This window comes from Crenalkalicoccus roseus, assembly GCF_004761865.1.
GTDB lineage: Bacteria > Pseudomonadota > Alphaproteobacteria > Acetobacterales > Acetobacteraceae > Crenalkalicoccus > Crenalkalicoccus roseus.
In genome coordinates this window covers 233,280-247,979 of sequence record NZ_SJDM01000002.1, presented here as the reverse complement: position 1 = coordinate 247,979, position 14,700 = coordinate 233,280, and the positions used below count along the sequence as shown (strand labels likewise).

The following is a 14,700-nucleotide window of genomic DNA, read 5'->3' as shown; positions in this document are numbered from 1 at the left end:
ATTTCCTCTACGTCGGCGTGGCCGGCCTGTCATCACGACCGTCGATACCATGCCCGGGCGCTGCGCACGGCCGCCCAGACAGGCACGGAGATTCCTCATGCAATTGCAGACAGGCTGGGAAGTGGCGTTAGGCGCCGCCAGGAACGTCATCCTGCTCATCTCGGATGGCGCCGGCTACTCCACCTGGGAGGCCGCGAGCTATTGGCGGCACGGCGAACTCGGCAAGGAGGCGTATGATGCCTTCGAGGTCGCCCGCTTCATGTCGACCTTCCCCCTTAACACCTCCTCCACCCCAACCTTCTCGGTGGAATCCGAGGTGGGGTACGATCCGGCCCGCGCCTGGTCCGATACGCCCTCCACGCAGTCCTATCGGGGTTACGCCCCGTCCTTCGAAGGGTACGACTATCTCCGCGCAGCCTGGACCGACAGCGCCGCCGCTGGCACCGGCATCGCCAGCGGGCAGCTCACTTACAACAACGCACTGAACGTCGACAACTTCGGCAACCCGCTGCTCCACATCGGCAATCTGGCGGTGGAGAGCGGCCGGGAGCTTGGAGTCGTCACAAGCGTGCAATGGTCGCATGCGACGCCCGCCGCCTTTCTGGCCCAGAACGCCACGCGCAACGATTACGTGGGCATTGCGCGGCAGATCGTGGAGGAGGGGCAGGCCAGGGTCGTCATGGGGGCCGGGCATCCCTTCTATGACGACAACGCTCAGCCGCGCGAGCCTGCGCCCGGCCATTTCCGCTTCGTTGGCGGTGAGGAGACTCTCGCTGATCTCCTGGCGGGCCGCACCGCTTACCGCTTCATCGACAGCCTGGAGGATTTCGAGGCGCTGGCCGCCGGTACTTTCGACCTCACACCCGGCGACAGGATCCTCGGCACCGCCCGGGTCGCCAACACCCTGCAGTACAACCGCGACGGCGACGGCATGGACCCCCTCAACGAGGGAGTGCCCAGCCTTGAGACCATGACCCTCGGCGCCCTGCGCGTGCTGCAGGACAGCACCGAAGGCTTCTTCCTGATGATCGAGGGCGGCGCCGTGGATTGGGCTGCGCACGCCAACAATCTGCCGCGCATCATCGAGGAGCAGGTGGACTTCAACCGCTCCGTCGAGGCAGTGGTCCGCTGGGTCGAAGCCTACAGCAGCTGGGACGAGACGCTCGTCATCGTCACTACGGATCACGGCAACGGCCTCATGCTTGGGCCGGACTCGGACACCGTCTTCTTCCAGCCCATCATCGGCCGGGGCCAAGGCGAGCTGCCGTTGGTACAGTGGCATTCTAACACCCACACCAACGAATTGGTGCCGATCTGGGCCCATGGCGCTGGCAGCGACCTGATCGCCACCCTGGCGACGCGCCCCGACCCTGGCCTTGCCAATCTTGGCGTGCCGGAGGAAATGCAGTACTGGCTTCAGCACAACGAGTTGTTCGATGCCATGGCCGTCGCCATGGGCATCACGCGATCCGACACCATGGCCGAGCCGGTGGACTGGAATGCGCTCGCCGCCCGGGTGACCGCCAACTACGAGGCGACCGGAAGCTGGTTCGTCGGCGCAGCGGTGCCGGACCCGGCGGGTCCGCTGGCCCCGGCGGTGGACTGGAACGCGCTCGCCGCCCGGGTGACCGCCAACTACGAAGCAACCGGAAGCTGGTTCGCCTGAGGCGGGCCGCGGCGGGGCCGGGCGATGCGGGCCGGCCCTTGCCGCACCCGGTGCCGCGGCCCATTGTCGGGCCGACAGCCTCGGGAGGCCCCCATGCTCGACCGTCCGCACCCGACCCCCGCCAAGCCGACCACCGATCCCTTCGCCCTCGCCAAGGCGCTGTCCGGCCATCATTTCATCGGCGGCGGCTATGTGCCCGCGCGCTCGGGCAGGACCTTCCCGGTGGTGAACCCGGCGACCGGCGCGGAGGTGGCCCGCGCCGCGGAGGGCGACGCGGCCGATGTGGACGCCGCGGTGCAGAACGCGGCGAAGGCGCAGAAGGAATGGGCGAAGGTGCCGGCCCGCAAGCGCGGCGCCCTGGTGCATCAGTGCTCGGCGCTGCTCAAGGAGCATGCCGAGGAGCTGGCGAGGCTGATCGCCCTCGAGACCGGCAAGGCGCTGCGCACCGAGAGCCGTGTGGAGGCGAACGTCGTCGCCGACATCTTCGAATTCTACGGCGGATTGGGCGGCGAGCTGAAGGGGGAGAGCGTGCCCTTCGACCCGAAGGTGCTCTCCGTGACGGTGCGCGAGCCGCTCGGCGTGGTCGGGGCCATCATTCCCTGGAACGTGCCGATGCTGCTGATGGCGCTGAAGATCGCGCCGGCGCTGGTGGCGGGCAACTCCGTGGTGGTGAAGTCGGCCGAGGAGGCGCCGCTCGCGGTGCTGCGCATCTGCGAGCTCCTGAACCGCGTGCTGCCGCCGGGCGTGTTCAACATCCTCTCCGGCTTCGGGCCCGAATGCGGCGCCCCGCTCGTGTCGCACCCGCTGGTGAGGAAGGTGACCTTCACCGGCTCGGTCGAGACCGGAAAGATCGTCTACAAGACGGCGGCGGAGAAGATCATCCCGGTCACGCTGGAGCTCGGCGGCAAGTCGCCGATGATCGTCTTCGCCGATTGCGACTTCGAGAGGACGGTGCAGGGCGCGCTGACCTCCATGCGCTTCACCCGCCAGGGGCAGAGCTGCACCGCGGCGAGCCGCATCTACGTCGAGCGCCCGATCTACGACAGGTTCGTTGCCGCCATGAAGGAGGCGGTGGACCGGATGGTGATGGGCGACCCGCTGGATGAGAGGACGGATATCGGCACCATCGTCTCCGAGGGCCAGCTCGAGAAGGTGCGCGGCTTCATCGAGGAGGGCAGGCGCACCCCCGGCGCCACCGCGCATGTCTGCTCCCGCCTGCCCGACGACCCGGCCCTGAAGAAGGGCCTGTTCATCCAGCCCGTCATCTTCACCGGCCTGCCGAAGGACAGCCGGCTGGTGCGCGAGGAGATCTTCGGCCCCGTCACCGTCATCGCCCCCTTCGACGACGCGGAGAGCGTGCTGGCGGAGGCGAACGATTCCGAATACGGCCTCGCCGCCAGCATCTGGACCAACAACCTCAGGATCGGGCTCGACCTCGCGCACCGGCTGGAGGCCGGCCTCGTGCAGATCAACCAGAACCTGGTGGTGCAGGCCAACCTCTCCTACGGCGGCGTGAAGTCCTCCGGCCTCGGCAAGGAGGCCTCGCTGGAGGCGATGCTGGAGCACTTCACCCACAAGAAGACCATCATGGTGAACATGGCATGAGGCGCCCGGCGCGCGCCGCCGGCCTCGCCCTGCTGCTGGCCGCCCTGGGCTGCGCACAGGCGGCGCCGCCCGGCGGCGGGGAGTGCGCCCGGAACGAGGACCGCTTCCCGGCCCTTCTCGGCCGCCCGGCGGAGGAGGCGCGGGCGGCGCTGGAGCGGATGCCGGGCATCCGCACCGTCCGCATGGTCGGCCCCGACGACATGGTGACGATGGATCACCGCCCCGATCGCGTCACGGTGCGGGCACGCGGCGGCAGGGTGGAGAGCATCCGCTGCGGCTGACCGCCATGCGCGGGAGGGTGCGGCCAAGGCCGCCCCTCCCCTTCCCCGCATCCCTGTTCGGACAACGCCGTCCTGCGGGCGCGGCATCCGCCCTGCCGCGCCTCTCCCGCGCGGGCCGAATGGCGGGCGGATGACGGGCGGGCAGGCCGGGAAGCTGACGACGCCCCCTCATGCCGCCACGATATCCCCAAGCCCGAAGGCGCGCCCTGCCGTGGCTGCGCCGCCTCCTGCTCGGCCTCGGCGCCACGCTGCTGCTCGCGGTGCTCGGCGCCGCGGCGGCGCTGTGGTGGACCCTGCCGGCGCACGAGCAGACGCTGCGCCTCGCCGGGCTTTCCGCCCCGGTCGAGATCACGCTCGATGCCCACGGCATTCCGCGCATCGCCGCCGCCACGGAACGCGACGCGGTGATGGCCCTCGGCTGGATGCACGCGCGCGACCGCCTGTTCCAGATGGAGCTGATGCGCCGCAGCGCCGGCGGGCGGATGGCGGAGCTCTTCGGCGCCGAGGCGCTGCCGCTCGACCGCTTCATGCGCACCCTCGGCCTGGCGCGGCGGGCGGAGGCGGACCTCGCCGCCCTGGCGGAGGAGACGCGCGACCTGCTGGAAGCCTATGCCGCGGGCGTCAATGGCTGGATCGCCGCCCGCGGCCGCTTCGCCGCGCCGGAATTCCTGCTGCTCGGTGCGCCAGAGCCCTGGCGGCCGGAGCACAGCCTGCTCTGGGGCAAGCTGATGGGCGTATGGCTCTCCGGCAATTGGCGGATCGAGCTTGACCGGGCACGCCTGCGCGCCCTGCTGCCGCCCGAGCGGCTGAACGAGCTCTGGCCCGCCGACGAAACCGCCGGACGGCCCGACCAGCCATGGCATGCCGACGCCCTGAGCCGGCTCGATCCGGCGGGGCTCGCCCGCCTCGCCGAGGCCCTGCCCCGCTTCCCGGATCCGGGAACCCTGCCATCCGCCGCGAGCAATGCCTGGGCCGTCGCCTCCCGGCACTCGGCCTCGGGAGCGCCGCTGCTCGCGGCGGATCCGCACCTGCCCTTCCAGGCCCCGATCCTCTGGTACCTGGCACGCATCGACCTGCCCGGAGGCCGTGTCCTGGCCGGCGGAACCAGCCCCGGCGTGCCCTTCATGGTGTTCGGGCGCAATGAGCGCATCGCCTGGGGCTTCACCACCACGCATTCCGACACGCAGGACGTGTTCGTCGAGCGGGTGCTCGGCCCCGACACCTACGAGACCCCCGAGGGACCCCGGCCCTTCCGGGTCTTCGAGGAGACGATCCGGGTGCGCGGCAGGGAGCCGGTGACGCTGCGCGTGCGCGAGACGCGCAACGGCGTGGTGATCTCCGACCTCGCCCCCTACGCCACCGGCGAGGACACCGCCCTCGCCGTGGCGATGGCCAACCTGGCGACGCCGGACAGCGCCGCCTCCGGGCTGCTGGCGCTGAACCGCGCCCGCAGCCTCGCGGAAGCGCGCGCCGCCGCGGCGCTGATCACCAGCCCGCCGCAGAACCTGATGGTAGCGGCGGCGGATGGGGGGATCGGCCTGTTCCTGACCGGCCGCACGCCCCTCCGCCGGGGCGGGGACGGAACCCTGCCGGCGCCCGGTTGGGACGACAGCCACCGCTGGATCGGCTGGGTGCCGTTCGACGAGATGCCGCATGTGGAAAGGCCGGAGAGCGGCGTGCTGGTCAACGCCAACAATCGCGTCAGCCCGCCGGACTGGCCGGTCTTCCTCGGGCGCGACTGGTTCGGCGACTGGCGCTTTCGCCGCATCGGTGAGATGCTGGCCGCGAGCGGGGGGACCGGCACGGCAGCGGAGGGGCGGCACGATGCCGCGGGCTTCGCCGCCATGCAGCTCGACACGGTCTCGCTCCTGGCGCGGGAGCTGGTGGTGGCGCCGCAGGCGCTGTTCCGCGCCCTGCCCCGCCCGGACGGCGCGGCGGGGCGGGCCCATGACCTGCTGCGCGCGTGGGATGGCGACATCCGCGCCGACCTGCCGCAGCCGCTGATCTACAACGCCTGGAAGGTGCGCCTGGGCCGGCGCGCCCTGGAGAATGCCGGCGTGCCTCCCGGTGCGTGGATCGTCGGCGCCGAGTTCATCGGCTTCCTCATGCGCCCCGATGGCCGCGGCGCCTGGTGGTGCGGCGGCGACTGCCGCGCGATGGCGGCCGAGACCCTCGTGGAGGTGGTGGAGGAGCTGCAGGCCGAGCATGGCCCCGATCCCGCCGCCTGGCGGTGGGGCCATGTCCATGTCGTGCGGTTCGAGCATCCGGTGCTGCGCCACCTGCCCCTGCTTGGGCCGCTGACGCGGCTCGAGGTCCCGACCGGCGGGGACGGGGAGACCGTGAATCGCGGCGGCTTCCGCGGCACCGGGCGCCCCAACCCCTGGGAGAACGTGCACGGCGCGGGCATGCGCCTCGTCGCCGATCTTGCCGATCCGGAGCGGACGCTGGCGGTGATCGCCACCGGCCAGTCCGGCCATCCCCTGTCGCGCCACTGGGGCGACCTGGTCGGGGCCTGGCGGGATGGGGAGATGCTGTCGCTGGAGCGCGAGGTCGCGGCGCCGCACGGCCGGCTGCGCCTCCGGCCCTGAAGGCTGGCGCGCCAGGGCGGAGCCTGTTCCAGCAAAACCGCCGAGCGGGATCCGCCCTGGCGCCGCATGCAGGGTAGGCTCTTGCCCGCGGCCGCATCCGCGCGGATGGCTGTGCTGCGGCCGCTGGCAATCGCGTGAGCTTGCGTCCGGGCCCCATCGCGGCCCGCCGCGATGGGACCCCGGCAACCCCTGCGCGCGGATGCGTCCGGCGATGCCGCCGGCGGTATCAGCCGGCCTCGGCCACGGCGCGCTTCGCCATCACCGTGACGAGGTGCGCGCGGTATTCGGCGCTGCCATGGATGTCGCTGTTCAGCCCCTCCGGGGACTGCCGGATGTTCGCCACCGCCTCTGGCGACCAGTTGGCGGAAAGCGCCTTCTCCATCTCCGCCTGGCGGAAGACGCAGGGACCTGCGCCGTTGATGGCGACGCGCACCTCGCCCGATCTGAGCCGGGCGACGAAGGCGCCGGTCATGACGTAGCGGCTGGCCGGGTTGCGCATCTTGGCGTAGCCGGCCTTCTCCGGGATCGGGAACTCGATCGCCACAAGCAGCTCCCCGGGCTCCAGCGCCGTGGTGAACATGCCCTGGAAGAAGTCGTCCGCGGCGATGCGCCGCCTGTCGGTGACGATGGTCGCGCCCAGGCCGAGCACGGCCGCCGGATAGTCCGCCGCCGGGTCGTTGTTGGCGACGCTGCCGCCGATGGTGCCGCGGTTGCGCACCTGGATGTCGCCGATATTGGCCGCCATCCGTGCCAGCGCGGGGATGGCGGAGGTCACCTCGGCGCTCTCGGCCACATCGACATGCCGGGCCAGGGCGCCGATGGTCAGCGTGTCGCCCTCCTTGCGGATGCCCTTGAGCTCGGCGATGCCGGAAAGGTCCACCAGCGCGGTCGGCCGGTTCAGCCGGTGCTTCAGCGCCGGCAGCAGGGTCTGGCCGCCGGAGATCGGCCGCGCCTCCGGATCGGCGGTGAGGAGCTTCACCGCATCGGCGACGGAACCCGGCTTATGGTAGGCGAAGTCGTACATGGAACCGATCTCCCGACTGCTTGGGCCGTAGGGGTGGGGCCGTTCCCGCCCGACCGTCATCGCGGAAGCGGCCCTGTCTGTTCATGCGGAGGGCGGGTCCGCGCCTGCGGCCGATCCCGCTCCTCCGGGGTCCGTTCTATTCGGCGGCCGCCGGCCGCTTGGCATGGATGATGCTCCAGATTCTCTGCGGCGTCGCCGGCATTTCTATGTGGCGCACGCCGTAGTCGCGCAGCGCGTCCACCACCGCGTTGATCACCGCCGGCGGGGAGCCGATCGCCCCCACCTCGCCGCAGCCCTTCACGCCGAGGGGGTTGTGGGTGCAGAGGGTGGTATGGGTGGCGACGCCGACCGGCGGCAGGTCCTCCGCGCGCGGCAGGCAGTAGTCCATCATGCTGCCGGAGAGGAGCTGCCCCTCCGCGTCGTAGACCGCCTGCTCCAGCAGCGCCTGGCCGACGCCCTGCGCCACCCCGCCCTGCACCTGGCCCTCGACGATCATGGGGTTGATGACGCGGCCCACATCGTCCACGGCGGTGAAGTTCACCACCTGCACCTGGCCGGTCTCGGGGTCGATCTCCACCTCGGCGATGTGGCAGCCACCGGGATAGGTGAAGTTCTTGGGGTCGTAGAAGGCGGTCTCCTCCAGCCCCGGTTCCAGCTCCTCGATCGGGTAGTTGTGCGGGACATAGGCGGCAAGGGCGATCTCGGCGAGCGACTTGGTCTTGTCGGTGCCGGCGACACGGAAGGTGCCGCGGTCGAACTCCACATCCTCGACCGAGGCTTCCATCAGGTGCGCGGCGATGCGCTTGCCCTTGGCGATGATCTTGTCCATCGCCTTCACCATGGCGGAGCCGCCGACGGCGAGGCTGCGGCTGCCATAGGTGCCCATGCCGAAGGGCACCCGCGCCGTGTCGCCGTGCACCACCTCCACCTGCGCCAGCGGCACACCGAGCTGGTCGGCGACAAGCTGGGCGAAGGTGGTCTCATGTCCCTGCCCGTGGCTGTGCGCCCCCGTCAGCACCGTCACGCTGCCCGTGGGATGGACGCGGATGGTGCCGACCTCGTAGAGGCCGGCACGCGCGCCAAGCGAGCCCACCACGGCGGAAGGCGCGATGCCGCAGGCTTCTATGTAGGTGGAGCAGCCGATGCCGCGCAGCCTGCCGCGCCGCGCCGCCTCCGCCCGCCGGGCCTCGAAGCCGGCCCAGTCGGCGGCCTGCAGCGCCGCGTCCAGAGTCGCGTGGTAGTTGCCGCTGTCGTACTGCAGCGCCACCGGCGTCTGGTAGGGAAAGGCGTCGGGGGGGATGAAGTTGCGGCGCCGGATCTCGATCCGGTCCATGCCCATCTCCGCCGCGGCGATGTCCACCAGCCGCTCCAGCAGGAAGGTCGCCTCCGGCCGGCCGGCGCCGCGATAGGCGTCCACCGGGACGGTGTTGGTGAACACCGCCTTCACCTCGGCATAGATGGCCGGCGTGGTGTAGCAGCCGGCGAGCAGCGTGGCGTAGAGGTAGGTCGGCACGCTCGGCGCGAAGGTGGAGAGGTAGGCACCCATGTTGGCGAGGGTGGAGACGCGCAGCGCCAGGAACTTGCCGTCCTTGTCCAGCGCTAGCTCCGCCTTCGTGACATGGTCGCGGCCGTGCGCGTCGGACATGAAGCTCTCGGTGCGATCGGCCGTCCACTTCACCGGGCGGCCGAGGCGGCCGGCGGCCCAGGTGACGATCGCCTCCTCGGCGTAGTGGAAGATCTTGGATCCGAAGCCGCCGCCGACATCGGGCGCGATCACGCGCAGCTTCGCCTCCGGGATCTGCAGCACGAAGGCGCCCATCAGCAGGCGGATCACGTGCGGGTTCTGGCTGGTGGTCCAGAGCGTGTACTCGCCCGTCGCGGTGTCGTAGTCGCCGATCGCCGCGCGCGGCTCCATGGCGTTGGGCACCAGGCGGTTGTTGGAGGTCTCGAAGGAGACCACCTTGTGCGCCGCGGCGAAGGCCGCGTCGGTCGCCGCCTTGTCGCCGAGATGCCAGTCGTAGCAGATATTGCCCGGCGCGCCCTCGTGGATCGCCGGCGCGCCGGGGGCGAGCGCCGCCTCCATGGTCGCGGCGGCGGGCAGCACCTCGTAGTCCACGACGATCGCCTCGGCCGCGTCCCTGGCCTGGGCGCGCGTCTCCGCGACCACCACCGCGACGGGGTCGCCGACGTGGCGCACCTTGCCCTCGGCCAGCACGGGGTGCTTCGGCTCGGCCATCGGCGAGCCGTCCTTGCTGTGGATCTGCCAGCCGCAGGGCAGGCCGCCGATGCCGGCCATGTCGGCGCCGGTGAAGACCGCGAGCACGCCCGGCATCGCCTTCGCCGCGGCCGTGTCGATGCCGCGGATCGCCGCGTGGGCGTGCGGGCTGCGCAGGATACAGGCATAGGCCTGGTTCGGGCGGACGATGTCGTCCGTGTACTGCCCGCGGCCGGAGAGGAAGCGCGGGTCTTCCTTGCGCCTCACACTGGCCCCGATGCCCTCGAAGGGAACCACCACGTTCATTGGACCGTCTCCCACCCCCTGACGCCAGCCATGCCCGCAGCGGCGGGCCGCCCGCTACTCGGCGGCGCGCGCGATCTCCGAGCGCCGGCCGTGCATCACCTCGGCCGCGGCGGCGATCGCCTTGACGATGTTGTGGTAGCCGGTGCAGCGGCAGAGGTTGCCCTCCAGCCCTTCCCGGATCTCCCGCTCGGAGAGTCCCTGCGGATGCTTCTGCACCAGGTCGATCGCCGCCATCACCATGCCCGGGGTGCAGAAGCCGCACTGCAGGGCGTGGTACTCGCGGAACGCCTCCTGCATCGGGTGCAGCGTGCCGTCGGGCTTCGCCAGACCCTCGATCGTCGTCACCTGCGCGCCATCGGCCTGCAGGGCGAGCAGGGTGCAGGACTTCACGCTCTCGCCGTTCACGTGCACGACGCAGGCGCCGCACTGGCTGGTGTCGCAGCCGACATGCGTGCCGGTCAGGCGCAGCTTCTCCCGCAGCAGCTCGACCAGCAGCGTGCGGCCCTCAACCTCGACCGTGTGGGACTTGCCGTTCACGGTCAGCGTCACCTGCGGCATTCCGCGCCTCCCAAGGATTCCGTTCGCAAATGGCCGGCGGCCCGGGGGACCGCGCATGATGCGAAAGCTCACCCCGCGCCCGCCTCTCCGTCAAGCGCCGCGAAACGGCGTCAGCGGGGCGGTCCGGTCGGCGGCACGCTGCCGCCGCCGCGGCTCCGGCCCGACGGCGCGGCGGCGCCGTCCGGCGCCGGGATCAGGCGCTTGCGCCCCCGCGTCAGCAGGACGAGCACCCCCAGGATCACGGTGCCCCCGGGCCAGATCGCCCACAGCGCCCCGAGCGCCAGGGCGCCGAACATGCCCGCCCCCATCGCGACCTCGGGGTCGGGATCGGCCAGGTAGGGCGTCACCGCCGCGCAGGTGCCGAGCGCCAGCAGCAGCATCACCCCCTGGAAGATCCAGAAGGCCCATTTGCAGAAGCGCCCGAACGGGCTGCGCCGCTCGCGCACCTCGAGCATCACCGGCTCGGCCAAGGCGCGCCTCCCCTCACTGGCCGCCCGCCCGGCGGCCGCGGGCGCCCGGGGCCGCCGGCGATCCGGGCGGAGGGATCAGGCGGGCAGCAGCGCGCCCCCCCTGGCGCCGGCCAACGGGTTCTCGGCCGCCGGGCGGTCGTGCAGGTGGCAGGCGGCGAGGTGCCCCGCCTCCAACGGCCGCAGGGGCGGCTCCTCCACCCGGCAGCGGTCGAAAGCGTAAGGGCATCGGGTATGGAAGCGGCATCCCTTCGGTGGGTTGATCGGGCTTGGCACGTCGCCCTTGAGGATGATGCGCTGCCGCTGCGCCCCCGGCTCCGGCACCGGCACGGCGGAGAGCAGCGCCTCGGTGTAGGGGTGCTTCGGTGCGGCGAACAACTCGCGCTTCGGCGCCACCTCCACGATCTTGCCGAGGTACATGACGGCGACGCGGTGCGTCATGTGTTCGACGATGGCGAGGTCGTGCGAGATGAACAGCATCGCGAGGCCGAGCTCCTTCTGCAGGTCCTGCAGGAGGTTCACGATCTGCGCCTTCACCGACACGTCGAGGGCCGAAACCGCCTCGTCGCAGATGATGATGTCCGGCTCGGCCGCAAGCGCGCGGGCGATGCCGATGCGCTGGCGCTGCCCGCCGGAGAACTCGTGCGGCCAGCGCCCCACCGCGTCGCGCGGCAGGCGCACCTTGTCCATCAGCGCCGCGACCCGCTCCTCCATCTCGTCTTTGCCCTTCGCCAGGCCGAAATTGCGGATCGGCTCGGCCAGGATGTCGCGCACCCGCATGCGCGGGTTGAGCGAGCTGAACGGGTCCTGGAACACCACCTGGATGCGGCGGCGGAGCGGGCGCAGCCTGCCGGCCGGCATGTCGTCGATGCGCGTGCCGTCCAGCACCACCTGGCCCGCGGTGATGGGGAAGAGGCGCAGGATCGCCTTGCCTACGGTGGACTTGCCGCAGCCGGACTCGCCGACCAGCGACAGGGTCTCGCCCCTGGCGATGTCGAAGGAGACGCCGTCCACCGCATAGACATGGCCGGTGACGCCGCCGAAGAAGCCGCCATGGATGGGGAAGTGCTTCTTGAGGTCCTTGACCTCGAGGATCGGCCTGCTCATGCCGCCATTGCCCCTTCCCTGGCCGCGTAGTGGCACGCGGCGACATGGCCGGGCGCCTTCTCCTCCAGCGCCGGCGCCACCTCGCGGCAGAGGTCGGTCGCGTGCGGGCAGCGGCTGGCGAAGACGCAACCCGGGATCTTCTGCTTGAGGCTCGGGACGAGGCCGGGGATCTCCGCCAGCCGCGTCTCCGTGCCGGTGAGCGAGGAGCCGAGCTTCGGCACCGAGCCGAGCAGCCCCTGGGTGTAGGGATGGCGCGGCGTGCGGAACAGCGGGCCAACCTGCGCCTCCTCCACCTTGCGTCCGGCATACATGACGACGACGCGCTCCGCGACCTCCGCCACCACGCCGAGATCGTGGGTGATGAGAACGATGGCCGCGCCGACGCGGCGCTTCAGGTCGCGCATCAGGTCGAGGATCTGCGCCTGGATGGTGACGTCGAGCGCGGTGGTGGGCTCGTCCGCGATCAGCAGCTTCGGGTTGCAGGCGAGCGCGATGGCGATCATCACGCGCTGGCGCATCCCGCCCGAGAGCTGGTGCGGATACTCCCGCACCCGGCGCTGCGGCTCCGGGATGCCGACAAGCTGCAGCATCTCCACCGCCCGCGCCTCGGCCTGCTGGCGGTTCAGCCCCTGGTGCAGCCTGAGCGTCTCGCCGATCTGCCGCCCCACGGTCAGCACCGGGTTCAGGCTGGTCATCGGCTCCTGGAAGATCATGCTGATCTCGTTGCCGCGGATGTCGCGCATCTCGCGGTCGGAGAGCTCGAGCAGGTTGCGCCCCTGGAAGCGGATGGCGCCGGCGATCCTGCCCGGCGGTTCCGGGATCAGGCGCAGGATGGACATGGCGGTGACGGACTTGCCGCAGCCCGATTCGCCCACCACCGCCAGCGTCTCCCCCGCCTCGACGTTGAAGGAGACGCCGTCCACGGCGCGGTTCACCCCGTCGGGCGTGCGGAAGTGCGTCTGCAGGTTCTCGATCTCGAGCAGTGCCATGCGTCAGAGCCTCTTCGCCATGCGCGGATCGAGCGCGTCCCGCAGGCCGTCGCCCAGCAGGTTCACCGCGAGCACGGTGATGGAGAGGAACAGGGCGGGGAAGAACACGATGTAGGGCTTCACCTGCCAGAGCGCGCGCCCCTCCGCCATGATGTTCCCCCAGGAGGGGATGATGGGCGGGGTGCCGGCGCCGATGAAGGAGAGGATCGCCTCCACGATCATCGCCGAGGCGCAGATGTAGGTCGCCTGCACGGTGATCGGCGCGAGGGTGTTCGGCAGGATGTGGCGCAGGATGATCATCGGCGTGCGCGTGCCCGCCGCCACCGCCGCCTCCACGTAGGGCTGCTCCCGCAAGGACAGCACCACGCCGCGCACCAGGCGCGAGACGCGCGGGATCTCGGCGATGGTGATGGCGATGATGACGTTCTGCACCGAGCCGCGGGTGAGCGCCATCAGCGCGATCGCCAGCAGGATCGGCGGGATGGACATCAGACCGTCCATGATCCGCATGATGATGCCGTCGGCGACGCGGATGAAGCCCGAGACCAGCCCGATGGCGAGGCCGATGACGGAGGAGAGGATGGCGACCGCGAAGCCCACGATCAGCGATACCCGCGCCCCGTACATCACGCGCGAATAGACGTCCCGGCCCAGCATGTCGGTGCCGAACCAGTGCTCCAGGGAGGGTTCGCGCGTGCGCCGCGCCGGGGCCAGGGCGGTCGGGTCCACGGTCCAGAGCAGGGGCGCGAAGACGGCGATGAAGATCATCACCAGCAGCAGGAAGCCGCCGATCGCCATGGTCGGGTGGCGGTACACGAAGCCCACGAGGCCCCGGCGGGGCTTCACCGGCGGCAGCACGTCCGGCATCGGGGGGGCGGCCGCGACGGGCGGGCGGGACTCCGCGGCGAGGCCGAGCGGCGCGGTATGGGCGGAGGCCATCAGTACCGGATCCTCGGATCGAAGAGGGTGTAGACGAGGTCAATCGCCAGGTTGACCAGCACGTAGATGAAGCTGAACAGCAGGACCACGCCCTGGATCACGGGGTAGTCCCGGCGCAGGATCGCATCCACCGTCAGCCGGCCGAGGCCGGGAATGGCGAAGACGCTCTCCGTCACCACCGCGCCGCCGATCAGCAGCGCGATGCCGATGCCGATCACGGTCACGATCGGCACCGCCGCGTTCTTCAACGCGTGCAGGAACAGGATGCTGCCCTGGCTCGCGCCCTTGGCGCGGGCGGTGCGGATGTAGTCCTGGCTCAGCACCTCGAGCATCGTCGCGCGCGTGATGCGCGCGATCAGCGCGATGTAGACGCTGCCGAGCGCGACCGCGGGCAGGATCAGGTTCTCGAGCCAGGGCCAGAAACCGGCGCTGAAGCTGGTGTAGCCCTGCACCGGCAGCCATTCCAGCTCGAGCGCGAACACGTAGGCGAGCAGGTAGCCGACCACGAAGACCGGCACCGAGAAGCCGAGCACGGCGAAGGCCATGACCCCGCGGTCGATCCAGGTGCCCTGCTTCCAGGCCGCCAGCACGCCCATCGGGATGGCGACGACCACCGCCAGGATGAGCGTGAGGACCATCAGCGAGAGGGTGGGCTCGATGCGCTGCGCGATCATCGTCGTGACCGGCAGGTTGGTGAAGATCGAGACCCCGAGGTCCCCCTGCAGGATGCGGATCACCCATTCCCCGAAGCGGACCAGGAAGGGCCGGTCGAGGCCGAGCGAGGCGCGGATGCGCTCCACATCCTCGGGCGTCGCCTGGTCGCCCGCGATCACCGCCGCCGGGTCGCCCGGGGCGATGTAGAGCAGGCTGAAGACGAACAGCGCGACCACCGCCATGACGGGGATGGTCGCCAGTATGCGGCGGACGACGTAGGCGAGCATGGTGTGTCAGGCTG

12 protein-coding genes are annotated in these 14,700 nt (G+C 71.0%); 4 read left to right on the top strand and 8 right to left on the bottom strand.

Annotated elements, in window-relative coordinates:
- The first annotated feature begins 97 nt into the window (after positions 1–97).
- The 4 genes from ET526_RS03310 (at position 98) to ET526_RS03295 (ending at position 6,140) form a co-directional block, all read left to right on the top strand.
- A complete protein-coding gene (locus ET526_RS03310) occupies positions 98–1,666 on the top strand; it encodes an alkaline phosphatase (protein WP_158295472.1) in 1,569 nt (522 codons plus the stop codon).
- A 93-nt stretch (positions 1,667–1,759) separates the two neighbouring features.
- Complete coding sequence (locus ET526_RS03305) at positions 1,760–3,271, top strand: aldehyde dehydrogenase family protein (RefSeq protein ID WP_135466234.1); 1,512 nt, start codon at positions 1,760–1,762, stop codon at positions 3,269–3,271.
- The gene (locus tag ET526_RS03300) at positions 3,268–3,552 is read left to right on the top strand and encodes an I78 family peptidase inhibitor (protein ID WP_135466233.1); all 285 of its coding nucleotides are present in this window, start codon (positions 3,268–3,270) and stop codon (positions 3,550–3,552) included. Before ET526_RS03305 ends, ET526_RS03300 begins: the two co-directional genes overlap by 4 nt.
- 170 nt (positions 3,553–3,722) lie before the next feature.
- Positions 3,723–6,140 (top strand): penicillin acylase family protein, encoded by a 2,418-nt coding sequence (locus tag ET526_RS03295; RefSeq protein WP_135466232.1) that lies wholly within the window; start codon positions 3,723–3,725, stop codon positions 6,138–6,140.
- 226 nt (positions 6,141–6,366) lie between these two features.
- Here the strand turns inward: ET526_RS03295 and ET526_RS03290 are convergent, their stop codons facing one another.
- The 8 genes from ET526_RS03290 to ET526_RS03255 all read right to left on the bottom strand — a co-directional run bounded on the left by ET526_RS03290 (position 6,367) and on the right by ET526_RS03255 (position 14,686).
- Complete coding sequence (locus ET526_RS03290) at positions 6,367–7,164, bottom strand: FAD binding domain-containing protein (protein WP_135466231.1); 798 nt, start codon at positions 7,162–7,164, stop codon at positions 6,367–6,369.
- A gap of 136 nt (positions 7,165–7,300) precedes the next feature.
- Positions 7,301–9,685 carry a xanthine dehydrogenase family protein molybdopterin-binding subunit gene (locus ET526_RS03285; RefSeq protein WP_135466230.1) on the bottom strand — a complete coding sequence of 795 codons (2,385 nt, stop codon included), beginning with the start codon at positions 9,683–9,685 and terminating at the stop codon, positions 7,301–7,303.
- Positions 9,686–9,739: 54 nt separating this feature from the next.
- Positions 9,740–10,243, bottom strand: coding sequence for a (2Fe-2S)-binding protein (locus tag ET526_RS03280; RefSeq protein ID WP_135466229.1), 504 nt, complete (start codon positions 10,241–10,243; stop codon positions 9,740–9,742).
- Positions 10,244–10,353: 110 nt separating this feature from the next.
- The gene (locus tag ET526_RS03275) at positions 10,354–10,713 is read right to left on the bottom strand and encodes a hypothetical protein (RefSeq protein WP_135466228.1); all 360 of its coding nucleotides are present in this window, start codon (positions 10,711–10,713) and stop codon (positions 10,354–10,356) included.
- A gap of 75 nt (positions 10,714–10,788) precedes the next feature.
- Entirely contained in the window at positions 10,789–11,817 is a 1,029-nt protein-coding gene (locus tag ET526_RS03270) for an ABC transporter ATP-binding protein (RefSeq protein ID WP_135466227.1), read from the bottom strand.
- Entirely contained in the window at positions 11,814–12,806 is a 993-nt protein-coding gene (locus tag ET526_RS03265) for an ABC transporter ATP-binding protein (protein WP_135466226.1), read from the bottom strand. The genes ET526_RS03270 and ET526_RS03265 overlap by 4 nt, the downstream gene beginning before the upstream one ends.
- A gap of 3 nt (positions 12,807–12,809) precedes the next feature.
- Positions 12,810–13,745, bottom strand: coding sequence for an ABC transporter permease (locus ET526_RS03260; RefSeq protein ID WP_135466225.1), 936 nt, complete (start codon positions 13,743–13,745; stop codon positions 12,810–12,812).
- The gene (locus ET526_RS03255; protein ID WP_135466224.1) at positions 13,745–14,686 is read right to left on the bottom strand and encodes an ABC transporter permease; all 942 of its coding nucleotides are present in this window, start codon (positions 14,684–14,686) and stop codon (positions 13,745–13,747) included. Before ET526_RS03255 ends, ET526_RS03260 begins: the two co-directional genes overlap by 1 nt.
- Positions 14,687–14,700: the final 14 nt, after the last annotated feature.